Raw genomic sequence first — 23,484 nt, forward strand, 5'->3', positions numbered from 1 at the left:
TCTGCGGCAGGAATTGCGCTATACTCCCGCCGCTGTCTCCTTAGTTAAATGGATATAACGAGCCCCTCCTAAGGGCTAGTTGCAGGTTCGATTCCTGCAGGGGACACCATTTCATCTGCCAGTATCCCGCCATAACCCTTCGCACTCCACCACGATTACTGTTACAAGTATTTTTTATGAAAACACCTAACCATCTGATTTTTATATCTTTTAATCAAATTCACAATTGTAGAAGGTTTACATAATTTGTATACTGACACTTTTGAGTAGTAAGCTAGCCCTCAAAACCTTCAATTGTAACTGATATGAAACACCTTAGATAAGAAAGTTAATTTCACTAATCATTTTCATAATGATTTATAATGTTATGGTGTAGCATAGTTAGTTTTAACATATTAGTATTTTATTTATTTTGATAAAAATTAATAGGTTACATTAGAATGGCATTTGTTAGTGTTGGTTCAATTGATGAAAAATTCGTAACTTGTACATAATGCCATTCTTACCGATCCTAATGACTCTACTCAAATTTACTAACTATTGATAAGGACAAAAATAGTGGATGAATTTTCAGAAATCTCCAAAAAAATATTCAGTTTATTTTCAACAGATCAAGACTTTCATGCTGAGCAACAAAACGATGGTAGGTACTATAAAAAGCATGGAAGAATAACATCTGTAAAAATCGAACAAATGCTTAGAGACCACGGTTCAATAGCGGTGTATCAGCGGAATATAGATGACAGAATTAAATGGATTTGCTACGACTTTGACATTGTCAAATCACAACTATCTGAATCCAAAAGACAAAAAGCACAGGATGAACTTAATTTAACCGTAACTAAGTTTTGCAATTATTTAGTAAAAAAAGAAATATCATTTCTTATTGAACACTCTGGAAATAGAGGCATTCACATATGGATCACCTTTAATATACCTATATCTATAAAAAATGGATATGAAATAACGTCACTATTACTTGAACATGCGCAGCTAAATTACAATTCAGAAATCATTGCAATAGATTTATTTCCACACTCCAACAAAATTACGAATAGTGTAGGGTCTTGCGTAAAACTTCCTTTATCTAAGCATAAAAAATCAGGATGCTATTCATTTTTCTTGAAAGGAGTCAATTCTGTAGGCAAATCATCCCCTCCTCAATCACTCTCCCAAGAATTTTTATTTGAACAAAAAAAAATAGTCGACACACATGCGCCTGTATCAATTGAACAGATTGAAAAAACCTTCAATGTCTTTTTATCGCTACACCATACCTCATATTTCGAAGCTAGAATAAAAGAAATCAGAGTTAATGAATTTTGTTTAGATGAGCTATTAAAACACTGGGAAAAACACCCACCTTTAAATAACTTAAAAAAGAAAATTGAAGACCGTAACCTAAATAATCAAGAGCGGAAGCTCTTAGTAGGAATACTCGGAAATGTAGTTGGAAAAGATTTAAAAAAAATAGGTGAAAAAACCCTACTTAAAATATTCGAAATGCAGCAAAACTATAACAAAGACATTACACTCAAAGCAATAGATATGCTTTCTTCTTTTTACTTTCCAACAAAAGAACAGATGGAAGACATACTGAAAGAAAGGTTTGATAAAACTATCACAGATACCAACCTTTTAGATGCGATTTTAATAAAAGTTATCAGTTACGATCAAGGATACTTTGACTTTTGCATAACAGACGTCGAAGTAACAAGAAATGCCGAGATGAAATACCTTATACAAAATGATGAGGCTCAATCTCGAAAAGTTTTCAACGAGCTTTGTATAATTAGGCCTGAAGAGTATTTATCAAATATAAAAAGCTTTATTGAAAATTACTCTAGAGACAAAGTTAATTTCTATAGGCATTCTAGAAAAGAAAGCGATAAAGAAAGAGAGTTAATAAGCCTTGAGTGCCTTGAACGTATAACAACAAGTATGATTCTAAAGCAAATTCACCATTTCTTTAGTCTACCCAATAGCAATTCAAGTCATGGGTACAGGGTTCAAAATGGTTTCAAAAATGGTTTCATATTCGAGCCATGGCTCTATCTTTGGATTCAGTTCTTATCTAACATTTCAACTTTCATCAATAATCCAGACAACTCAGATTGTTATATAATAAAAGCAGACATTGCATCATTTTATAACAAAGTAGATCATGACAAACTTAAAAGAATACTATTAGATAGCTCTCCATTAAGCACTGTTAAAGAGAAACTAACATTATTAGATAGCCAATCCTTAGAGAAATACAAAAAATTAATAACAATCTGTCTTGATATCTCTAAGGCTACCGTTACTGATGATAAAGGGTTACCGCAAGGCCCAGCCTTTGCAAGATTCTTTGCAGAGTTGTATTTATCTGAGATCGATAGTAAATTTGAAGAATTACTAAGCAATGATTCAATATTATTATATCAACGATATGTTGATGATATTTTTATTGTATGCAAGTCTGAAAATGAAGCTAAAGTGACGCTTTCACTTCTTGAGTCAGAGCTTAATATGCTGGGACTTGAAATAAAACATAGTAAGACCCTTATAAAAAAAGTCGCAGACTTTTCTCCCGACTATGATAAGTATCGTTCTCAGTCAAAATATTCAGTAGATAGAATTTCCACTAATTTCTCAACCGCGACCAATGAAGAGAAAAGTCATGCTATAAACGAATTTATCAGTCTTATACAGTCAGATACTAAACAGGATGATTACTCATTTATTTTTTCTCACCTTAGAGGGGTCGCTGAGGTCGAACAATTAAAAAATGATGAGATAGATGATATTCTTGCAAGCGGGGTAGGTAGAGGAAGTTTATATCGGAACCTTTTTAATCATGTCTTAGAAGAGGAAAAAAACTGGCATTATCTAATATCAGCAAAAACTTACAATTCTCTTCAATCAGAAGTACTCACTTCGACAATTATAAATTTTATTGAAGAAGGAAAAAATAGTCATGATAAATTTATAGATTTGATGAATGAAATTTATGACAAATTGACATTGACCAACATGGTAAATGAGCACTTGTTACAAATGAATTTATTAATGGGACTAGATGTTGATTATAAAAAAATGTCCGCTAATTCAATAGTCGATGTGGTGAGTGCATTTCCCCTACGATTAAACATAAAAACGACAGCCCCCCTTCTGGAACAAATTAACACTGAATTAAACAGCATGGATGATAAAAACAAAATCATAAATGTACTATATGCGTTATCACGTACGGCGCACATAGAAACAGAAGAATTGAAAAAGATATCATCTCTGTTTTTCTCTTACATTGCCTTAAATATGGTTAATGCTGAGTTCAGTCAAAAAGAGGAATTCATCAACGAAAGCCTAAGCTACACAATAAAGTACCACTACCTTATTTCTTTATTTTCATTATCTAAAGTCAATACATCTCGTGAATTACTAATAAGCATGTGGAAGTATTGTGCCTGTATGCATAATAATATTAAACACAATATTAATGAGAAGATTGATTATGGGTGGATACATAAAATAGCATCAATAGAATTAGATCAAAGCAAGTTGTACGTTTTATTATCGTCAATCGTAGATGGCGAGATTTTCAGAGGAACAACAGACAAGAGATCCGTTTTCAAAACTTACCATACACTTCTGTTAATAAGGTTATCAGAAAAGATCTCAGAATGGAAAAGCGATGATTTAGATGCCTTACTTGAAAAAATAAGTAGAACCTCCAATTTTTACGAATGGATCATAAACAGAGATCAAACTGATTTACTTCCTAATTCTAGGGAGTGGTTTGACAGTAACATTATATATAATAATACCATAATGCTTAAGCGTGATAACAGAGTCCTCATTAGAAAGCCTTATGAGCTTTTCTATGATAAAACAAGTATAGGAGTTGCAGAGGATGGTTACGGTGAAATTATTGAAAATTACAACACGAATGAGCTCAATACAGTATTAGGTGTTATTTCTAACCTCAGTTTCAAACAGTTCATAGAATTCTTAACTAATGAACTTGAATCTAAAAATGAATACGGCCTTCCAAATATATTCACAAATACAGTTTTAGTTAGAGATAAAACTCTCAAACCCTTTACTAATGAAATTTACTCACCAAGATATTTCATATTCGAAGAAAACAATGAATTAGTCTCTATAAAAGAAAACTCCACTAAAGTTTTTATTGAGCTCATGTTTAAAAAATATGCTGAGGCTACCAACTTTGCATCAATTGAAATTCATGAAAAATATATAGCCAATATTCCTGATGAAATTGACCTAATAATTTTTCTAAAACATCTCTCCAGACAACTCAAAGCTTTTAGTGAGATGGATGATGTATCTTCTAATATTTTAATTGACCTTTCGATGGCTTCTGCATTTTATAGTAGCATTTCCGATAAAAACCCTCCCCTTACGAGCTTTGAAAAATTCACTGAGTTTTATCTACCGAATGAAGAATTCTCACATAGCACTTACATTTATTCGGTAGACGACACCATGTCGATCGATGACGCAAATCCTAAGAATTTAACAAACAGCATTCTAAGCACAATCACAAAAACTAAGAATTCAGCTTTCCCATTTCTAATGTTAGATATTGAAAATGGTCTTATTGACTTTCAAAACACTATTGAAAATATTCTTTCTAAGGATGAAATCGTGTTTTTAGTTAGCATTGAATCCTTTAGCCGTTGCCAAGTAAAACTCCAACCATATACAAAAACTCTTGAGCTAGGTAACAATGAAAGCTTTGATTATTCACATGTGAAATATATAAATTTCACAGGCCATTGCATTGAAGAAATTACTTTATCGCACTCTTTCTATATCAATAAAGCTTCGCATATTTATCACAGTAAGATTGGAGGTTTCATTTACTTAATTGCTTTACCTCCATCATTATCTAAAACTTACAGATATATTGTTTATTTATCTAGAACGTTATCATCACAACACCCTAGGACCTTTACACCATATGAGATAAACAAGGTAAACATATCAAAAATAGAGAGGTTTGAGCATGCTGTGCATGTTATTAGGCATCACAAAGGCATCCAATACGAAGTAGCAAAAGATCTATTAATCAAATGGCTATCGTCATTCCCTGAAAAGTATCGAGAAATTTTCGTGTTGCTAATAGCATCGCACCAGTACATCACCTCAAATGAAATAGGTGCATTCTGCGACCGTATTCTAAAATTAATAGATAATAATGAAAATGCAATGATGATAAAAAAAGTTGAGGATTATAATGGTACTATAAGATGTTTTCATCAAAACGATAGATTGAGTCGCAAACTATCTTCTTTAGATCCAGCCCTAATCGACATAAACCGATCTGACGAACTATCAATCATTGTAGATGTAATTATTAGCGGCACACAAATATATCAAGCAATGAATTTTTACGTAACGGGCTCAGGTAATAATAATTGTTACTTTGATGGTGTAGATATAAATGGAATAGCTCTAAACACCAAACTTGCAAAAGTTTCAAAGCTGAAAATTTACTGTATTTTATATACACAAGACGCTATTGATAAAATAGAAGAATCCCTTAAAAAAATAATGCCTTCGCTAAAACATGTAGAGATATCATGTGGTAGGGATATTGGTGACAGTGCCTATTTTGGAACTACAACAGCAATTGGTAATTTAGACAAAGAAAAAATCTCTAAAATATTATGTGATGAAGAAGAGTGCCTCTTAATATATAGCTATCTTAAACACCCGACTCTCAAAAACAAAGAGTTTCGCAAACGCTATGTTTTAACCAATGATAAAATTTCAAAAACGAATTTAGTTGCTAGATTTCAATCGCTACCAAAAATGTGCTTTAGCTTTTTGTATCTTGGGCTTAAAACCAACAACGAACTTCATCCCATGGATAGAGTTTTAGAAACAAGTGATCTAAAATAAAACTTTAAAGGGTGTTAGTTATCTTAGCACCCACTTTCAAATATATAGATTGGTAAAAATCATATCATTGATATTATTAACAACTAGTTCGACTTATAATTAATTGCAAAAGCAAGCGACCTCATGAATCCCTGAATAACCTGACGCCGCAAGAATATCGGCTGATGACTAAAAAACCGGAAATGTCAAAAAGTGTGTGGAACTAAAGCTGGGACACTTACAATACGAGTACCTGCCGGATGATTTCATAAGTTCATAGATTATCGACGTAACAATCTAATTCAATGAGAACATCGTAACAGTACTGAAAACAGATCATCGCCCCTCCGTCATTTTCCCGACATATCCCGGCCTTAAACTCACGCCATCCGCGATGAGAGAACCGTTAATGAGCCACGTAAAGCTAGCAGAAACCAGGATCGACCCGAGCGTGCGTATGCGCGAGTGCAATATTGGAAGGCAGTGCGAGGTGCTGGCCAACAGCCAGATGGAGTACAGCAGGCTGGGTGATTTTTCGTACGTTGGGGAATATTGCAGCGTGGCCGATGCCACGATTGGCAAGTTCGTGGCGATTGCCAACAGCGTACGTATTGGCGCACCGAATCATCCGATGGATCGCCCGTCACAGCATCGCATCACCTATTGCCCGGAATACTATTCCGCCAGCGCGGTGCGCGACGCCGGTTTTTTCAGCCGCCGCCGGGACGATAAGGTCATTATCGGCAACGACGTCTGGATCGGCCATGCGGCGATTGTGCTGCCCGGCGTTACCATCGGCGACGGCGCGGTAATTGCCGCCGGAGCGGTGGTCAGTAAAAACGTCGAGCCTTATACCATCGTCGGCGGCGTGCCGGCCAAAACTATCCGGCAGCGCTTTTCACCGCAGATTGGCCACAGACTACAGCAGATCGCCTGGTGGGACTGGCCGCTGGAAACGATTATCGAACGACTGGCCGACTTCCAGGACGCGGACGTTGAGGCATTTTGCCGCAGGTGGGAGTGAGCGCAACCGTGATGCCCTCCCCCTCCCGTTAGATAAACTGCTGCTCCCGCAGATGGCGCAGCAGCACTTTTCCTTCCGGCATAAAGTCGGTGCCGTAGCGCACCAGGCCAATCCCTTTCAGCTCGGCATCGATGGCATAGCGCAGTTCGCCGGGGGATTTCTGTGCCAGCATCACTACCGCGATTTTTTTCAGGCGCGGCTCGTACTTCAGCAGCACGTCGGCAAGGGTGTTCATCAGCTGATGCGCCGTACCCGGCATCCCCTGCAGAATCCGCGTCATATCCGGCAGACCGTAGTCCGGTAGGTGGGCCAGCGTACCGGCCCGGCAGTTGAGGATCCGCTGCATATTATCCAGCACGGAGAGAATCACCTGGTTCTCCTCGCTGACCTGATGCAGGTCGAGGCCGCCGGAAAAGTTGCCGTAGAGTATCTCGTAGAGCGACGGCGTGTTGTGGTCGCGCATCATCACTCCCCCTCGATCGCGATCGGGCTGAGGCTGTTCGCGCCGGCCTCAAATACCCGCGCTTTATCCGGATCGAGCTGTTTACGGTCCAGCACCTGTTTCCAACTCTGTTTCACACTGTCCGGGTGACGGAACAGCGCCACGACCGCAACGAATTTCGCATCGGCCTCCATCGGCATATCCAGGCTCGCGGCACTGCCCGGCTTGAGCACGACATCGCGGCTGGCCAGTAGATCCTGGCCCAGCAGCGACTCGCCCTCTTTCAACAGCTGCTGATAGACCGTTTTATCAAAGGTTTTACGCTCCCTTAGCTGATAAACGCGAATCACCACGGATTCCGGGTGCGAATTATTCTCTCGCGCATCCGTATTCAGATCGGCGCGGGCGACGAAATCAAGGTGCAGGACTTTAATCTTCTTGTAGAAAATAGATGATACGGCAGATTTCGTGCCGTCGCTGACGCTCTGACCCAGCCCGCATCCTGACAGGTTAAGAACCAGAACCGGCAGCAGCCAGATGGCTGATTTAGTTAAATTTGTAGGTAACACGTCGTTGTCCTTGAGTCTGTGTTGCGGGTTGCAGGCCGCTGTAGTTTCCCAGCTCCGTGGTAAAAGTGGCGGGCAGATCGTCGGGAACCCTGTCGCCATCAGCGCCCAACACGCCGTTCATGCCCAGCCATAGCGGTGCTTCACCCAGCGGCGGAACAGGCAGCAGGCAGGTGGGCACGGTCAGGCGAATACGCGCCTTAAACCGCCACCCCAGATAGACGCGCAGCATCACCAGAAAATCCTGCCAGAGCTGGCCTTCCGGCATCCAGCCCCTCGCCTCTTCAGGGTTGTGTGTTTGCAGCTCAACCAACAGCTGGCTGCTGGTATCCATCACTTCGTCCCCCAGCGGGCCGTTGCCATCCAGCAAAATATCCTCGTCGCCGTAAAAACCTGACGGCACATCGATCCTTACCGGACGCAGGCTGTAGGGGCTGACGTTAACGCGGGTATCCGGTGCCAACAGATGCACCAGAGCCTGCATCCCCTCCCGGGTTTTTCCGGGCTGGCGCAGCACGCCAAGGAGCGCCAGAAAGCGGGACACCGGCGTGGCGATATGATTCGCGGTGCCCGGAATGCCCAGCCCTACCAGCCCCAGCAGAGACTGAGAAACTGCATCCGTTCCCCCTGCGGCAAAGGTTGCCGGGTAAGAGTATTTTCGCCAGATACGGTAGAACTGAGTGAGGATGCGATGACTGAAGATATCCAGAAAACCCTGTAGCGCTTCGTGCCCTTCACGCTGCTGGTTAATATCATCCAGGAATGCCGTCGGCAGGGGTGAGTCAACGCCATAGAGCCCCATAAAGGTGGTGCGCACCACGGGTGGCCGGGTTTGATCTTCGCCATCATATTCAACGGCATTCAGCTCCGTGGCCGGAAAGCCCATTCCCGGATGAGGACAGAAGCGAACCAGGTCGTCAGAGGGACGGCTGGTGCTGCCCATCAGCGGTCGGGCAGGTTCCAGCTTTTCCAGCAGCTGACAGAAACGATAAAAGTTTATTCGCGTCAGCTCCGCTTCCAGGCGGGGCGTCAGCCGGGAATGCGGCGGTTGTGTTTCTCTTCCCATTCCAGGCGTTCTCCGGTGGGTTGCAGGATGATAATCAGGCGGTTAAACAGGTAGATATCGGTGTAAAGCGCAAAGAACCGGCTCAGCATTTCACCGAACAGGCAGATATCCCCTTTTCCGGCAAAACCGTTGCTGTCGAGGGTCACTTCAATCAGTACCCCACGCAGCAGATAGCCCTGCTCAAAGCGCTCCGTCTCACTGTGGCGAACATCAATAATTGCCTCCAGCCGGCGTCGGTTCATTTCGCTGTCGGTCCATTCGTACAGCGCCAGCGTGCCGCGCAGCACCTCGGCGTTGTCCATCATTGATAGAAATCCACTGCCGAGGTGGCTGAGTACCCGCCAGTGGAAGCGATCGCGGTCCGGTGGGTAGCAGGGCAGCGTTGGCGCGCACAGATTACGGACACCAATACTGACGGAGGTGCTTTTCATAACGGTATCCAGCAGCGTGCTCTGTAATGCCCGGCGAGGGAGCTGTCCGTTGGTACCGGTCAACGTCAGCGACAGGCTTTCGTTTTCCGGCACCGTATGACGATCGAACGCCTCGCCGCCGAGGATCAGCCAGGTACTGTGCAGTCCGGAAGGGCCACGCCGCACGCGAGTGTGGTAGTAATATTCCGGCGCTTCATGTCGCATCATCCCGCCCTTATGGCGAAAGCTGGAGAACGGAACGTAAACCTGCCGGCTTGCCGACATGACCGAATCCACGCTGTAAATCTCGGTGTGCCCGTCCTGTACGCGCATCGGGCGCAGCAGGTATTCGGTGCGCAGAGAATCGAGCGTCAGCGGATCGGACTCCAGCGGAAACAGGTTAATCACCGGCACGCAGTTAAGGCGCAGATGCTTTGTGCTAAAGGTGAAGTCATGCTCCCAGCGCTCGGCCAGCACCACATCGATTTCAAACCATGGAAGCGATGGTGGAAACTCGACCGATTCCAGCCCACACAGCCCGGTGAACATAAATTTTTCGCGGAAGGTGAAGTATTCCAGCAGCAGCTGATAGCCGCTGAAGCTGCTGTTGCCCTTCGGCCACAGGCGATCGTCCTCGGCAAATCCCAGCGCGGTGAAGTGCCCCGCCAGATGGCGGCGATCGATTTCTCCCGGCAGGCGCAGCCACATCCGGGCCACGTTCATGGTAAAAGCCTCATGCATGGCGCAGGCCAGCGGCGCATCGGCGTTGAAATAGAGCGGGATACGGCTCAGATCGATGCGGCTCCAGTCGGCCAGACTGCTGCATGCAAAGCGCAGTGAGATTGTCGAGCGGCCTTCGGCATCGGTCGTTAAGCGCGCCTGCTCCAGCGCCAGTGGCTGAAGGCCGATCTCGCGGGTGGTGGTATAGCGGCAGCGCGTTGCTTTATCGCCAACCGGGCGAGACTGTATTTCAAAGCCCTGATTTATAATCATTATCTCTTTCATTTCCCGCCATTCTGGCGTGAATTCAACTACCGACATTGACGGGATGGTGCGCAGATAATGTGGCCAGAGCAGGCTGACCAGCCCTTCGGTGAGCTCGGGCAGATCATCATCCAGTTTTTGGCGCAGCCTCCCCATCAGAAAGGCAAAGCCTTCAAACAGGCGTTCAACATAAGGGTCGCGCGCCCCGGCCTTGTCGAGATTGAGCATTGCCGCTCTGTCCGGATGGGCACGGGCAAATTCTTCACCAGCTTCAAGCAGGTAGCGCATTTCAGCGTCGTAGTAACGCAGGGTTAAATCGTCCATAACAGAACCTGAGTTGTGGTTTTTGGTATGTGGGAAGGTCTGGTTCCCGGGGATGAACTCAGCCGCAGAGCACTGCGGCGCGTGCCGGATCGATATCTATCAACCCGGAAAGCAGGGAATCCATTTCCGGCTGCAGACGGATTTTATCCGCCTCGCTGCGCGACACTCTGGATCGCAGCAGCTTCAGGCGGCGGGCTTTTACCTCGAATATCAGCTCCGGCGCCCACTGTTGCAGCGTCAGCGCCTGCGCCCCGTCATCAAGTTCACCAAGCAGATGCAGCGACATTTCATTTTTTCCGTACTGTTCGGTAACCCGCGCCATCAGCAGACGTACCAGCCAGCGGTCGCGGGCGGATACGATGCCTGGCCGCGCCTGTAGCCAGTTAAGCGCCGCCTCAATGCCGTCGCTGTCGGCCAGCGCCAGCACCTCTGGCTCAAGGCTCAGAACGTCATCGCCGGCGTGCGCTGCCGCCGTAACCGGGCCATCGTTCCACTGCGGCAGCTCATCGCGCACCGTTACGTTGATCCAGTTCAGCGTCACCTCATCGGCAAAGGGTGTGCCGTCGTTAAAAGCGAGCGCCTCAAGGCCCGGCAGCCGTGAGAGCAGCCCCTTCAGATCGCTACAGATAATCTCGGCGCGCACGCTGTCGCTGTCCTGTCTGACCAGCGCCTGCCAGGTATACCACTGCAGGTCCAGCCACAGATGGTTCACCCCCTGCGCCAGCAGGCGATCGCTCTGTTCCAGCAGTTCTGACCAGCTTTGCTGTAGATAAAGGCGTTTGAGATGTGCGCGGTGATCCGGCTTTGGGGGAACCAGCCGTGTACGGCCGCTGGCATCCAGCGGCGGCAGTTCGGTCAGCGTGTCCCAGCGTACGCTTTTTATCAGGTGATGACCGGCAAGCCAGCCGCCGTGCTGGTCACGCAGGTATTTTGCCAGCACTCTGGCCTGTTCCAGCAGGTCGCGGCCGGAGCTGACGGCGGTCATCAGCGGCGTGGATGCACTGGTCGACGTTGTGTTCTCTTCACTGCTGGTTTGTGGTACCAGGCTTTTTGCTCCGCCGCTCTGAGCCAGGCGATTTTCCAGCGCCTGGCACAGGCTGGTAAACGTCGCGCTGGCTTCGCCATCCTGACGACGGAGTGCCTGCTCCAGCAGCAGCAGCGCGCCGCCAATACGCTGCATTGCGGCCATGTCGACTTCCGGGTACAGAGCAAGACTGTCCAGCATGCGGCTGCTGCCCAGCCATTCCAGCGCGGAGCATCGGCTGCGTTCGCGTTGCGGGTGCAGCGCAGCGCCAAAGCGCTGGATCGCACCGGCCAGCAATTCCAGCCCCTCGGCAAGCCCTGTTTCACCATCCTGATGCAGGCGTGCCCAGATATAAAAAGTGACGATGCGCAGATCTTTACTCACCGTGGTCAGCAGCTTTTCCGCCAGCGTGCAGACCAGCGCGGTATCAAAGCCGGACAGCTTATTCATCTCCTCACGGATGCGCTGAAAATCATCGTCATAGCCGGGATCGTCGCCGGTCGGATGCCCCTCTCCTAACGGCAACAGCCAGCCCTCCCAGCGTGAAATATGCGCCTGTGCCCGTTCCGACAGCGTCTTCTCATCAGCCTGGCAGGCCGCGACTAAGTTTTGCAGATAGTTCATTGATCGATTTCCTCCCTGTCATTGCCTTGTATCGTGCTCTCCAGCACTTGTGCCTGAGCGGTGGCATCCACGCTAAAAATATCTTCCGGCAGGGAGAAGCTGCGCAGCCCCAGCAGCGCCAGTGGCCCATTACCCAGTTGCGTTCGCAGCACCCACTGCAGCCTGCTGCCGTCCGGCGCGCTAAAACTCATCATCCAGTCGCTGCGGTCCTGCTGCTGTCGTTTCCCCTGCTCCAGCCAGCGAATAAAGCCCCAGGTGCCGCTGTAGTCACCGAACAGGCGCGCCCCGGCGCTGGTTGTCGTCCACGTCAGCAGGGTGCCCGGCTTCCAGGTCTCCCCCGGCCAGCGGAAGCTTTGCCAGTCGGTCATCTGGTTGAAGTAATGCAGTTTTTGCCCGTCAATGGTCAGCTGCGTTTCGGTGACTTTCGGCGCGGGAAGCGCCTGGAGCTCAAAACCGATCCCCTGGCGCCCGTCGGTAAACAGAATATCCGACAGCTGGCTTAACTGGTTAACCGCTTTCAGGAAGGCCGGATTAAAGTTAAGCCCCTGTCCGCGCGCGTTATCCGGCACCCAGCGGCTGCCCTCTTTGTGTAGTACGCCGGACAGTTCGGTCGTCAGGAATCTGTCGATGCGGCCGCTGTCTTTGCGGATAAATTCCGCCAGCATCGGCAGAGAGGCATCGCTTTTACTGGCGGCGAACGGGAAACGCCCGTCGAAAGCGGTACGCCAGTTGGCGACAATCGAACGATTCCAGCGCTGGTTGAGGCTGGCCGCCGACGGCTGTAACACCGTTTCCCAGGCCTGCGTCAGCGGCTGCACAAACAGGGTGTGCCCGAAGCCGCTCCACTCTTCGCCGAGACTCGCCGCCATCAGGCTGCCATACTGCTGCGTGTCGGTCAGATCCACGCTTTTTCCCTGAAACACGGTCTGCGCCAGCGTCTGCATCATCGCCTGCGGATCGGACGCTCCCGCCACCTGCTGCAAACGCAGGCGGACACGGGTGATGCGGGTCAGCCAGCTTTGCAGGCTGAGTGAGCCGTCCGCCGACATCACGCCGGCGTCATGATTTTTGCCCAGAATCTGAAGCAGCGGGCCAAAGGTTTCATCCAGTGGTCCCTGCGGCCCCCCTGCCTGCTGGCCGATAAGCGGCTTATCCCGGCTGCCGACCAGGTCTCTGGCTGAACGAAGCAGCGAATCGGACAGCGCTTCATTCTGCTGCCCCGCCTGCCCCTGCCAGGCCAGCGTGTTCATCAGCGCAATCAGCGGCGACTGGCGTACATCGCTCATCAGCGTCAGCTGGTCGGTCACATCGGCAATCGTATGGGCGGGCTGCAGGCGCAGTCCGTTAAGGAAACTCAGCCAGCTGCCGGCAAAATCGATGAAGTAACGGCGGGTCAGGCGCGCCCGGAGCGCTTCCGGGGTGATATCCGCCGCCACCGCCTGGCGATTGTCGCTGAGCACCCAGTCAATTTCCTCGCGCCGCGAAGTGGCGGCCTTCTCAACAGCCTGCCTGACGCCCCCCTCCCACGCCTGGCGGGTAAACATGCCGGGTACCACCCTGTCGGTATAAAACAACCGTCGCGCATCGGTGCCGCCGGTCATGTCCTCCAGAGACACATCGGCATAATTGCGGCGCACGGACTTCAGCATGTTTTCATACAGCGTACTTTCGTCATTACGACGGCCAAGCTGCCGGAGCAGCACCTGGCGACTCTGGCTGACCAGAGACGCATCCGGGGTAATTTTCCACTGTGGCTGTTTTGGCAGCTCGGAAATGTAGAACGCCCACAAATCCGGCGACAGGCTCTGCCACAGGCCACTGGAAATACCCGGATTAGTCGGTTGCACCGCCTTCATCGTCCGGGCATAAAACGCGCTGTCCACGTTGTCCGGGCGCGACATCATCAGCCAGGCTTTCAGCCGGTCATAGCCGGGCTTCGCCAGCAGCCTGCGCTGCTCGCTGTCGGGGGCTGAATTCGCGAGGGCCACGAGCTTTTGTGCCAGGGCGATACCGGCCGGATCGCGGATCAGACGGTTATTCGCCATGCCGTACCACGGGAGCATGGCGGAGAGAAGCTGGCGATGATGATCGAGGCCAAAACGCCGGAACCAGGGTGCACCGTGCAGGATGCGGTGCTGCAGAAGGCCGGCCTCGTTGCGTAACTGGTGCAGGGCGGTTAGCTGGCTGTCCGACACGGCGGGATGCTCAACCAGGTCATGCGCTTTATCTGCAACCTGAATAATCTGCTGCCGGTTCAGGGAATATGACAGCAGCAGCCCGGCACCCCACAGGCCGAGAACAGCCATCAGCATCCGGCAGAGCGTCTGCTGCCAGGCCATGCCAGTGCGGTGACCGCGTACACGAACACAGTCACTGAGGATACCCTGCCAGGTTTTCGGCAGTATGAGTGCATGCCGCTGCACCCGGAGGGCCGGATTATCTGCCCGAATCGGGTAAGCGCCGGTTCCCTCTTTCGCATGATTGTCGCTCACCGAAGCGGGGCTGCCAGGCAGGCTGAACATCAGGCCACGCAGCATCACGGACCGCTGAGAGCCATAAAGCCATGGCGTCAGCTGCCGGGCCCAGCGGGTAATCCCGTCCTGCTCAAGATGCTGACCAAGCCGCAGCAGAAAGTCGTTTCGGTTATCTTCCGCTATCTGGCTGATACCCTGCGCTCTCAGGCCGGGGAGCAGGCTTTCCATCTGCCGTATGATGTCATCCTGGCTGGCACGAAGCGGAAACAGCGCACCCACGGCCTGCTCGCAGCGCCCGGCCTGCGACCACGCGCTGTCGGCGAGCTGCCACAGCCACACCGGAGCGCGGTAACGCAGCCGTTCTCCGATCTTTTCCAGCCCGCGCAGATCGCTGTCGCTCACCTGCGGGGTCAGACTCATTGCGGGTGATATGACGCGAACAATACCATCCAGCGGGCGACGACGGCGGAGTTTACGCAGAGCGGTCAATACCGTCGCATCCGGTTCATCTGTCAGGCTACCGCCGTAAATCAGTACGGTACGGCTGCCTTCCAGCCACTGCTGTTGCTTCAGCCCGGGGGTCAGCTGTTCAATCGCGTCGTCATCGCCGGTGACCAGCAGCAGACGGACTTTGCTGCGCCAGAAAACTCCGTAACGGTTTCGGAGGGATTCTTTAAGACTGGAAAAAAGCTGAGCCTTCTCGCTACCTTCAATGAAAATCGGCCCGGACTTCTCGCCTGACACCTGCGGTCTGTAGACGGCCTGATTTTTTCTCTGCTTCCACCGCCACCAAACGGGTGAGCCAATCAGACCAAAGAGCAGGACGGCAAACACGCCTCCCCAAATGGTCCAAATTTTCCGAGTTGAAATCCCCATCCTGTGTAAACTTTCCAGGTTGATAGAGAGTATAAAAGCACTTATCCCCGCCAGACCTATAACCAGAAGAAAATATCCCCATGAGCCATAGCGTGCATTCGGCATCTTTTTGTGTTCGGTCATGCGTAAAGCTCCCTGGCAATCAAGCAAAGTGTCCCCGTTTGCTGCGATGTCTGATTCACAAGCAGCTGGTCCTTACCTGTTTTATTGGCGGCCTCCACCAACATGACTAAGGAAAGGGGTAAAGCCATCTCACCCGGCGGACCAAAAGAAAGATCAATAGAATGCAGCGGCCTTTTTTCCGGCAGCCGCCACTGGTGCTGGGTTGCGTACTGCATGATTGTTGCTGGCGTTTTTTCAGCCGTCCCCCACAGCCACACATATTCCAGACTCTGCTTATCCGGTTGGATGTATTCAAACAACATCTCTAACTCATTAATAAGATTTCCTGCTTCCAGCGGCATCACCCGAGTTATTCCAGCAATCACAGGTAGTGAATGCTGACGAGCAAAGGTGGGAGAGGTGATAAGTTGAGCAGAAACAAACTCACTTGACGGCCCAACGCTCCGTGTGGGCCAGTCCTGAAGACACAGAATTAATATCAGTCCATCTGCGTTCTCTTCATCATAAAAAGACGAGATGGATTCAGTTGAATACACTGAAGTTGGTGCGAGATCCCATTGTTGGTAAACAGAGTTATGCCGAAAATCATCGAACCGATCTGGGGTCTGAAAAACATAAACAGAGTGTAGATAATGACGATAGCCGGGGCATTGTTGCTCTAGTTTTCGATCTATTTCCCTCATCAGATCTGGAAAACTACACGGAGAGTCAAACAGTGGACGCGCCTTTTTAGGATATGCAGGCACCTTATCCAATTCCCCTAATAGCGCCTCCATCCCGTTCTCTTCCGGAGAGAATAAAATATTACCCACTACAGCATGCTGCCGTCGACTCCAGCGCCGCCAGTCATCTTTAGTGCGTTCTGTTTCGAGGTTCCAGGCCTGGCTGGCTACAAGAGACTGTTCATATCGGTTAAGCATTATCCCAAATAAACAGAGCCAAACGAAAAATGCAGGTATAATACCGTAGAGAAAAATACTCGTGTAGCTTTTCACCTCCAGAACCCAAACATTGAAAGCGGAAAATATGATTAACATCAATATCAAAAGTATTATCCAGAACCCATACTTCAGTCCGGGAAGAGGTTTCTTTTCAGGGATATCAGGAACAGGCCATGCCATAGTAACACTCTAAATTTTACGTTTTATTAAAAAAATAAGTGAAATACAAAATCAATAATTATTAACATTACCGCTCACCCGGCTATATCTTCCGTCTAATCATCCTTAGAGTAGCTATCCTGAATAGTGGGGATAAATTTTGCATGGCACGGACAGGAACTAAAACTATCAAGCGACCCAGCCAGAGCCTGACTTCCATCAAATGTATCTGCAGTTCCACCTAATATTTTGTAAGTTCCCGAATACTTACCGCAGTTAACCATATCACCCTCTCTGGCAGCAGAAACGCCATGCCATTGAAAAGTTGGGTCACCGGTAAGGATTTTTCCACCGCATGTGGTTCCATCACCAACTCTTAAAAAATATCCGACACTCATTTTCAGTCCTTTATTCAAAAACATTAAATGGCATTCGGTCGAAATCTAAAAGAGTGTAAAACACGACTCCAGATATCAACCATCTGTGCATCGGTATAATTAACCACCTTACCCGACGAATGCATTAATATGCTAACGGAAGGATTGAAATAATTGATTGTTTTTTCATTAGCATAATACTGGAAGTAATAAAACTTATCAGACTGGCTGTCATAACGGGGTTCTTTGCCTAACGTTAACCATTCTTCTCCTGCCACATTATTAAATCCAAATTTTCCTTTACGCAGGGTTTTACCTCCATATTGAGAAAGTACAGATTTAATCTCAGCCTCTCTATCCAGCATGCTTTCCTTTTCGCTTTCTATCGTATTATCCATGTCAACAGCCCAATAAAACTGAGGGTTTTCGAAAACCATTGAGATTTCTTCTTGATGCTTACTACCATCATCCTGAATGAATCCATAAGGAATGCAAATACCTTTCCCTGAAGGAATCTCATTGTTTGGTCGTCCTTGCAATCTGGAAATTAAGGATTGCATTGCAGCTAGTTTTTGTGGTTTATCCGTAAATGGTCTATTTCTTTTTTGAAATCTCTCCTGCCTTTTCTTATATTTAAAACCTGTAATGTCAGTAAATTTAACTTTAATGGTAAATACTATGTTTTCAATAAAAACTTGAGCTTCCAACTCTCTTGCAGCATCTGGATATGCATAGCTTTCATTTTTATCGAAAATAACACCATCATCCAACTTAATTACTTCCCTTAAAAATGGACCTTCAGAATCATCACTGGTACGTTGGTTTTTTAACTCCCTTTCTCTAAATTCAATGCGCTGTTTAAATGCTGGCAGATAGATAAATTTGCTTTCGATCGTCATGTCATCAATCTTAGTTAAAGATGATATATGCTGATTTAACGCCGCAGGATAATTGAAAGTGTAACGCCCCAGGCAATACATAGGAGCATCGTCAAACAGGGAGTTGATCATGATTAAGTCCTTTTCGTTAAGAGAAGATGAATATGTTTTATTAGGAAAAAAGCAGACCGCTAAAATAAAGAAAGAAACCCAAAATAAAGAACCAAAACTCCCATTACCCATCATGGCTTAACCTCACTCACTTGCAATATTCTACATAATGACCGTAATGTGAATTTTATGGCAGGAGAAACATCTTTTGTTTTTTTGTAGGTATCATATTCTGAATCCCCCTTCATTGGAGAAAACTGATATGCATTCTGATGATCAACATTCATTTTTAAAATTTCTTTGAACCGGCCTTTTGCCTGGAAATTGATAGAAGATTCAGGAACGGTTCCATCACCACTCCCCCCCTCATAGTCTTTTGATGGGGTGTCTTTCCAAATATGGCTGGATTTAAGTAGTGTATATTCCCGTTTATCACCATATTCCTTGGTTTCTCTGCTGTCATCAGATACCCAAAGCCATGATGTTTTATCGCGTAACTTCCAGGTCAAAGTTTCATCAGAACGACGGGGATCCTTGGGCTTACTCTCATCAAAAAATGCGCCATAAAATTGATAAGTATTGGCATGATACTGACATTCCATTTTTTTTATAAAAGGAACCACTTTGTTAGACATCAAATCTTCATAATCATTTCTGTTTTTATTAATAACATCATATTCACTATCCAAAACATCAGATTCATACATCTCCCACCAAACTCCATCCTGAAGATAAATCTCTTCAAATGGATCGCCATTCTCAGGCAGCAACAGATCTGTTATCCCATCAGGACTGCCTTTTTCAATCCGCAACCACGGCTGACCATTGTTATACCTGGGTGAAGGTAATAACTGTAGAGGAGCTGGAGATTGCGCCAGTACGGACATTAAGCGCGTGGCACTCATTCCCAGCACCAGTCCCATAGGCATGGAGTGCTCCCCAATCTTCATCATTTTGTAGGCGGTTGGGGATCCTAAATCCGGCATAACACCATGCACAATGCCTAATATTTTATCTTTAGCCGGTGTATTTAATAGCTCAGACGCATAGCGGGAAACCAGCCCCCCCCATTGAATGGGTCACCAGAATCACTTTTTCGTGTCCCTTTTCAAACGCCAGTCCATGCCCTATATCACCATTAGTATTAGGTCTATATAAATTTAAAACTTCATCGATGTATTTCGCCAGATCCTGTGCTGACTGAGCGTTGTCCTGTAGCCAGTTATAACCGAAAGCATGAAGCGGAAGCAGTAGATTACGGTAATTATTAGCTTCATTGAACGAAAGTGGAGACTCATCATCAGGTGATATTTTTTCACCCAAAAAATGACGAAAAATTGAGTTACCACTAAAATATTCGTCAGCAGCACTAGCAGAGCAAACGCCATCTTTTCTGGCCTTATCATAGTAGCCTTCCCATGCCAGCAGTTCTTTTTGTAACTTGTCGAGAGGGTCTGCATATGAAAACTGTAGTACACTCCCCCATCCTCTTTCCTGCCGGGAATTTGCAAAATAAGTCGATTCATTATTATTATTTTCGACATTTTGAGTAGGATCTACTTCTGTTGTTTCTGGATTAAGTAACTTCCTCCTTTTATTTGCTGATGTAAAAACCCAACTGAGAGCATCATTAGCCTTCCCTAAGGTTCCAGTTCGGATTCGCCATATTGATTTCTTATCTGTCTTACTCCGTAAATTAGACCCCATGATGCCAGGTAAAAAAATGACAGGAACAACCCTGGTCGGGGGACAATAACAGCGAGCAATGGCATTAAGCGATTTGTGTTTCAGTGTAATATCATCCCATACAACCTTTTTTTTATCATTAAATCTGCCAAAACAATGTTGAATTATTTCACTATGTTCATCCTGCAGCATAATCATCCTTAATATATAGATTGAATCCTGATCCTATCCAGCGGAGAACCACCGAGATCCCGATGGCGGAATTTAGGCAGTTCCGGAGGCATATAAAAATAATTAAAATAATGCTTAGTTTTATTGTCTTATATTTTATCTAATAAGATAGCGCTGAGAGAATCAACATTTACACACCTCTGCACCGCCATCGCCCCTGAAGCAGGGCTTGCCAGATTTTGCTAAGCGCCATCACCGCCAGTTAGACCTGGTTTCTGAGCCGCCATAGGTGGGCTATGAGACATCAGCAGGACTTCAGGCGTCACGTTAATTCTTTTCATGGCGCTAAAATCAGAGTGCTTTCCGCTGGTGCTGATAACATTCTCTCCCGTTGACACTTGCACGCTTTTTGGGGTGCTCAGGGCAATGCCCTCCGGGGCGGAGAGTAACAGTGCGGACTGTTTCAGATCACTCAGCGTTTGCTTCATTTATAGCGCAGTGAATTCACCAGCCTGTCCCAGATTTCAATCATCTGCGCCTGGCTGTAACGCGTTTTTTTATCAAAATTGTTTATCCCGATTGTTAACCAGGGTTTGGCTGGCGTGGCATCGGCCTCGTTGGCATACAGGTCAAATTCATAGAGAGGATTGACATTATTATCTATGGTTTGCGGACCACCGGATAACCATGCCTGGGCGGGTACCCCACCCGGTGAGAGTGCGTATTTTTTAAGCGTATGTTGATTGGCTATTTTGAGTGTTTTTTCGACTTCAGCGGTACGATTAAAAAGTGTGTCATCAGAACCCATATAGGTATTATTTGTATACACGCCCAGAATGAAATCATCATTTTCATAACTGAATGTGATTTTTTCCCGATGTTTTTCCCCGTCATCATGAATAAATCCATTTGGGATACAGATACCCTTAGCTACCGGGATACCATCATCTTTTCTGCCGCTTAAGCGCGAAATCAACGATTTCAGTGCAACAAGTTTGGCGGGCTTCGTGTTTGCATCGGCCTCAGTAAAACCATCGGATAAATACTCAATTTTATCTTGCTTATTTTTTTCACCGGAAAAGTCCCTGAAGTTTGCGGTAATCATAAAGGCCACCATATTCACATAGACATGGGCCTCCAGCTTCCGGTAGATATCCGGCGTACCAGATTCATTATGATCAAAGATAACACCGCGCCCATCGGGTAAGATAATCACCTCCTTCAGGAAAGGAGCATTCTCAGGTTTATTTTCAGGTTTATTAACAGCATCGTGCAGCGCCTGTTCTCTTAACTGCACCCGCTGCTTAAAGGCGGGTGGATAGAGAGGTTTACTTTCAATTTTAAAGTCATCGATAAAAATCATGTCGTGAAGCTGATTATTAAATGACTCAGGAACACCAATCACATAGCGCCCGATACACTGCGGTTTGGTCTGCGCAAACAAAGTATCTATCACTGAACTGTCCTTCTGCATTAGCGTGGATGCCGTAGCCGGGGCAATAAAATACAGGCTGCCCGCCATAAGAGATAACGCTGTTATCTGCCGGATTGCATTCATGGGCCAGGGATCTCCTGAACCATTTTCACAATAGCCCTGAGAGTAAACTGCAGGGCAGGCCTCGCATGAATATCCTTCAGGCTGCTGACGTCGTAGGCTCCCTGGTGATCAACACCGGTCGCCAGAACACTTTTTATTTCGCCGTTGCGGCATAGCGCACTCAGCGATTCCACCGGCACCGTGCCATCTCCAGGCGTTTTTGACGAAGTGACCTCGTACATCTGTGAGCGATTAAAGGGCAGGGGGACCTCCCGGATGTTGTTGGGCAGCTTCCTGTCACTTTCATGCATGTTTTTCGGGTAGGTGATGGAGGTTTTTCTCCATGCCAGCGTACCGTCTGAAGCTATTTTATGGCCATAGAAGGCGTAGGTATTGGGATGATAGGTATTGTCTAAACTTTCAATAAATGGTTTTACTGCTTTACGAATAATATCGCTGTACTCAGCCCAATTACTCTTGATAGCCTCCTCATCCTTATCGATAATGTCGGGTTCATACAGGCGGTACCAGAGGGTTTTATTCCGGTAAATCTCTTTGAACGGATCCCTGTTCTGAGGCAGTTTTACATCACTGCCATCTTCAGCCCTGCCCTGCACCGTCAGCCAGGGAGCTCCGGAAAGGTATTTCGGCGAGGGTAAAAGCTGTAGCGGCGCAGGCGCCCGTGCCAGGACCGGCATCAGCTCTTTTGCTGAGTTACCCAACACCGCCCCTGCCATGCCTTCCTGTTTTGCTCCGACCTTCATGCGGCGGTACGCCGCCGGAGAGCCAAGGTCGGGGATCACCCCGTGCACTATCCCAAGGATTTTATCTTTTGCTCCGCAGACCTGGGAGGCGTAGCGGGCCACCAGCCCCCCCATAGAATGGGTAACAATAATGACTTTTTCCTGCCCGGCGGGAAAAGGCATGCCGTGGCCACAGTGATTTTTGTAGAGGTTGATAGTCCTGTCGATAAAAGCTACCAGCCCTTTCGCCGACGTTTTATTGTCCTGCAGCCAGTTATAGCCATAGACGTGCACCGGGAATAAAAAGTTCTGAAAATGGTTCAGCTCCTCCTGAGTCAGGATAGATTCGCCGGTAATTTCAAGATCTTTCCCCTCAGACAGCGCCCTGCCAACCAGCTGGCTCAAAATCCCACTTTTTATCGGTGTTGATTTGCCATAGTTAATAAGGCTCTGCTGCCAGTCATCCGTCAGCGCGCCCTGGAAAACGCTTAGAAACTTGCCGTAGCTGAAAGATAATATTTCTCCCCAGCCCCGATCCCGCCGGGTTGGAAATAGTTTCCCGTCATCGGTGAGGGGAGAATAGACGGCCTGGTCGATATCCCCCCGATTATCCACTTTTGTCGTGTCTGGATTAAGCAGGTCTCTTCGCTTATCTCCACTTTTTCCTGCCCATTGACCGTATACCTTTAATTCACTGTCTCCACGCCAGACAGGATTTTTCCCGCCCTCCCCACTCCCCATCAAACTAGTCCCCATCACGCCGGGTAGAAAGATGACGGGGATCGTTTTGACCGGCGGCTGGATCAAAACGGCTTTAGCGTTCGCTGATTTTTTCTGATTCTGGATACCGGGCCAGTAGACCTTTCCACTGTCATCCCATTCAGGCTTTATACAGGTCACAGAGGGGCGGGTATCGTTACCCGTAGTATTTTCTTCTACCATGAATTCCGTCCTTTTCCGTTCAGGAAAATACTTTTCAGAAAATACCTTCGGGGCAATCAAACCAATGCACTCCCCAAAGATATGCTCTGAAATAACAGAGCGCTCAATTC

Annotated in this window: 15 protein-coding genes, 1 tRNA gene and 2 pseudogenes; 4 read left to right on the forward strand and 14 right to left on the reverse strand. The window is 47.3% G+C overall.

Annotation, left to right across the window (positions count from 1 at the left end; all coding sequences use genetic code 11):
• Positions 1–34 precede the first annotated feature (34 nt).
• From JOE09_RS14970 to JOE09_RS14985, 4 genes and pseudogenes are all read left to right on the forward strand, one after another.
• Positions 35–109: transfer RNA gene (locus tag JOE09_RS14970), tRNA-Arg, on the forward strand.
• Between the two features lie 449 nt (positions 110–558).
• Positions 559–5,913: a TOTE conflict system archaeo-eukaryotic primase domain-containing protein gene (locus JOE09_RS14975; protein ID WP_205066334.1), complete on the forward strand. Its 5,355-nt coding sequence runs from the start codon at positions 559–561 to the stop codon at positions 5,911–5,913.
• A 110-nt stretch (positions 5,914–6,023) separates the two neighbouring features.
• Positions 6,024–6,119: pseudogene (locus JOE09_RS14980) on the forward strand (integrase); the annotation flags it as partial.
• 182 nt (positions 6,120–6,301) lie between these two features.
• Positions 6,302–6,916, forward strand: a complete 615-nt coding sequence (locus JOE09_RS14985; protein WP_205066335.1) for a DapH/DapD/GlmU-related protein — start codon at positions 6,302–6,304, stop codon at positions 6,914–6,916.
• A 28-nt stretch (positions 6,917–6,944) separates the two neighbouring features.
• On the opposite strand, the gene tssE is transcribed toward JOE09_RS14985, so the two are convergent.
• From tssE to JOE09_RS15050, 14 genes and pseudogenes are all read right to left on the reverse strand, one after another.
• Positions 6,945–7,382, reverse strand: a complete 438-nt coding sequence (tssE, locus tag JOE09_RS14990; RefSeq protein WP_105591183.1) for a type VI secretion system baseplate subunit TssE — start codon at positions 7,380–7,382, stop codon at positions 6,945–6,947.
• Positions 7,382–7,927: a type VI secretion system lipoprotein TssJ gene (gene tssJ, locus JOE09_RS14995; RefSeq protein ID WP_205066336.1), complete on the reverse strand. Its 546-nt coding sequence runs from the start codon at positions 7,925–7,927 to the stop codon at positions 7,382–7,384. Before tssJ ends, tssE begins: the two co-directional genes overlap by 1 nt.
• Positions 7,905–8,990 carry a type VI secretion system baseplate subunit TssG gene (tssG, locus tag JOE09_RS15000; RefSeq protein ID WP_205066337.1) on the reverse strand — a complete coding sequence of 362 codons (1,086 nt, stop codon included), beginning with the start codon at positions 8,988–8,990 and terminating at the stop codon, positions 7,905–7,907. Before tssG ends, tssJ begins: the two co-directional genes overlap by 23 nt.
• Positions 8,954–10,708 carry a type VI secretion system baseplate subunit TssF gene (gene tssF / locus JOE09_RS15005; protein WP_205066338.1) on the reverse strand — a complete coding sequence of 585 codons (1,755 nt, stop codon included), beginning with the start codon at positions 10,706–10,708 and terminating at the stop codon, positions 8,954–8,956. Before tssF ends, tssG begins: the two co-directional genes overlap by 37 nt.
• Before the next feature lie 58 nt (positions 10,709–10,766).
• A complete protein-coding gene (tssA, locus tag JOE09_RS15010) occupies positions 10,767–12,356 on the reverse strand; it encodes a type VI secretion system protein TssA (RefSeq protein WP_205066339.1) in 1,590 nt (529 codons plus the stop codon).
• A complete protein-coding gene (locus JOE09_RS15015; protein WP_205066340.1) occupies positions 12,353–15,829 on the reverse strand; it encodes an ImcF-related family protein in 3,477 nt (1,158 codons plus the stop codon). The genes tssA and JOE09_RS15015 overlap by 4 nt, the downstream gene beginning before the upstream one ends.
• Entirely contained in the window at positions 15,826–16,950 is a 1,125-nt protein-coding gene (locus JOE09_RS15020) for a hypothetical protein (RefSeq protein ID WP_205066341.1), read from the reverse strand. The genes JOE09_RS15015 and JOE09_RS15020 overlap by 4 nt, the downstream gene beginning before the upstream one ends.
• 95 nt (positions 16,951–17,045) lie before the next feature.
• Positions 17,046–17,351, reverse strand: coding sequence for a PAAR domain-containing protein (locus JOE09_RS15025; RefSeq protein ID WP_239553096.1), 306 nt, complete (start codon positions 17,349–17,351; stop codon positions 17,046–17,048).
• Positions 17,351–18,430, reverse strand: a complete 1,080-nt coding sequence (locus JOE09_RS15030) for a T6SS immunity protein Tli4 family protein (protein ID WP_239553097.1) — start codon at positions 18,428–18,430, stop codon at positions 17,351–17,353. The genes JOE09_RS15025 and JOE09_RS15030 overlap by 1 nt, the downstream gene beginning before the upstream one ends.
• The gene (locus tag JOE09_RS26145) at positions 18,427–19,224 is read right to left on the reverse strand and encodes an acetyltransferase (RefSeq protein ID WP_239553098.1); all 798 of its coding nucleotides are present in this window, start codon (positions 19,222–19,224) and stop codon (positions 18,427–18,429) included. Before JOE09_RS26145 ends, JOE09_RS15030 begins: the two co-directional genes overlap by 4 nt.
• A gap of 109 nt (positions 19,225–19,333) precedes the next feature.
• On the reverse strand, positions 19,334–20,173 hold the full coding sequence (locus JOE09_RS26150) for an esterase/lipase family protein (RefSeq protein ID WP_239553099.1): 840 nt from the start codon (positions 20,171–20,173) through the stop codon (positions 19,334–19,336).
• A gap of 302 nt (positions 20,174–20,475) precedes the next feature.
• Positions 20,476–20,631 (reverse strand): annotated as a pseudogene (locus JOE09_RS26435) (DUF2345 domain-containing protein); the annotation flags it as partial.
• A gap of 5 nt (positions 20,632–20,636) precedes the next feature.
• On the reverse strand, positions 20,637–21,710 hold the full coding sequence (locus JOE09_RS15045; protein WP_205066343.1) for a T6SS immunity protein Tli4 family protein: 1,074 nt from the start codon (positions 21,708–21,710) through the stop codon (positions 20,637–20,639).
• Complete coding sequence (locus tag JOE09_RS15050) at positions 21,707–23,434, reverse strand: lipase family alpha/beta hydrolase (protein WP_338049362.1); 1,728 nt, start codon at positions 23,432–23,434, stop codon at positions 21,707–21,709. The genes JOE09_RS15045 and JOE09_RS15050 overlap by 4 nt, the downstream gene beginning before the upstream one ends.
• Positions 23,435–23,484: the final 50 nt, after the last annotated feature.

The organism is Pantoea coffeiphila, from assembly GCF_016909495.1.
In the GTDB taxonomy this organism is placed as follows: Bacteria; Pseudomonadota; Gammaproteobacteria; order Enterobacterales; family Enterobacteriaceae; genus Erwinia; species Erwinia coffeiphila.

Bases quoted from the DNA above. Each gene is read 5' to 3' on its own strand.
- JOE09_RS14985 (WP_205066335.1), top strand. From the start codon at position 6,302: ATGAGCCACGTAAAGCTAGCAGAAACCAGGATCGACCCGAGCGTGCGT.
- tssE (WP_105591183.1), bottom strand. From the start codon at position 7,382: ATGATGCGCGACCACAACACGCCGTCGCTCTACGAGATACTCTACGGC.
- tssG (WP_205066337.1), bottom strand. From the start codon at position 8,990: ATGGGAAGAGAAACACAACCGCCGCATTCCCGGCTGACGCCCCGCCTG.
- tssF (WP_205066338.1), bottom strand. From the start codon at position 10,708: ATGGACGATTTAACCCTGCGTTACTACGACGCTGAAATGCGCTACCTG.
- tssA (WP_205066339.1), bottom strand. From the start codon at position 12,356: ATGAACTATCTGCAAAACTTAGTCGCGGCCTGCCAGGCTGATGAGAAG.
- JOE09_RS15015 (WP_205066340.1), bottom strand. From the start codon at position 15,829: ATGACCGAACACAAAAAGATGCCGAATGCACGCTATGGCTCATGGGGA.
- JOE09_RS15020 (WP_205066341.1), bottom strand. From the start codon at position 16,950: ATGGCATGGCCTGTTCCTGATATCCCTGAAAAGAAACCTCTTCCCGGA.
- JOE09_RS15025 (WP_239553096.1), bottom strand. From the start codon at position 17,351: ATGTTTTTGAATAAAGGACTGAAAATGAGTGTCGGATATTTTTTAAGA.
- JOE09_RS15030 (WP_239553097.1), bottom strand. From the start codon at position 18,430: ATGATGGGTAATGGGAGTTTTGGTTCTTTATTTTGGGTTTCTTTCTTT.
- JOE09_RS26145 (WP_239553098.1), bottom strand. From the start codon at position 19,224: ATGCCTATGGGACTGGTGCTGGGAATGAGTGCCACGCGCTTAATGTCC.
- JOE09_RS26150 (WP_239553099.1), bottom strand. From the start codon at position 20,173: ATGCTGCAGGATGAACATAGTGAAATAATTCAACATTGTTTTGGCAGA.
- JOE09_RS15045 (WP_205066343.1), bottom strand. From the start codon at position 21,710: ATGAATGCAATCCGGCAGATAACAGCGTTATCTCTTATGGCGGGCAGC.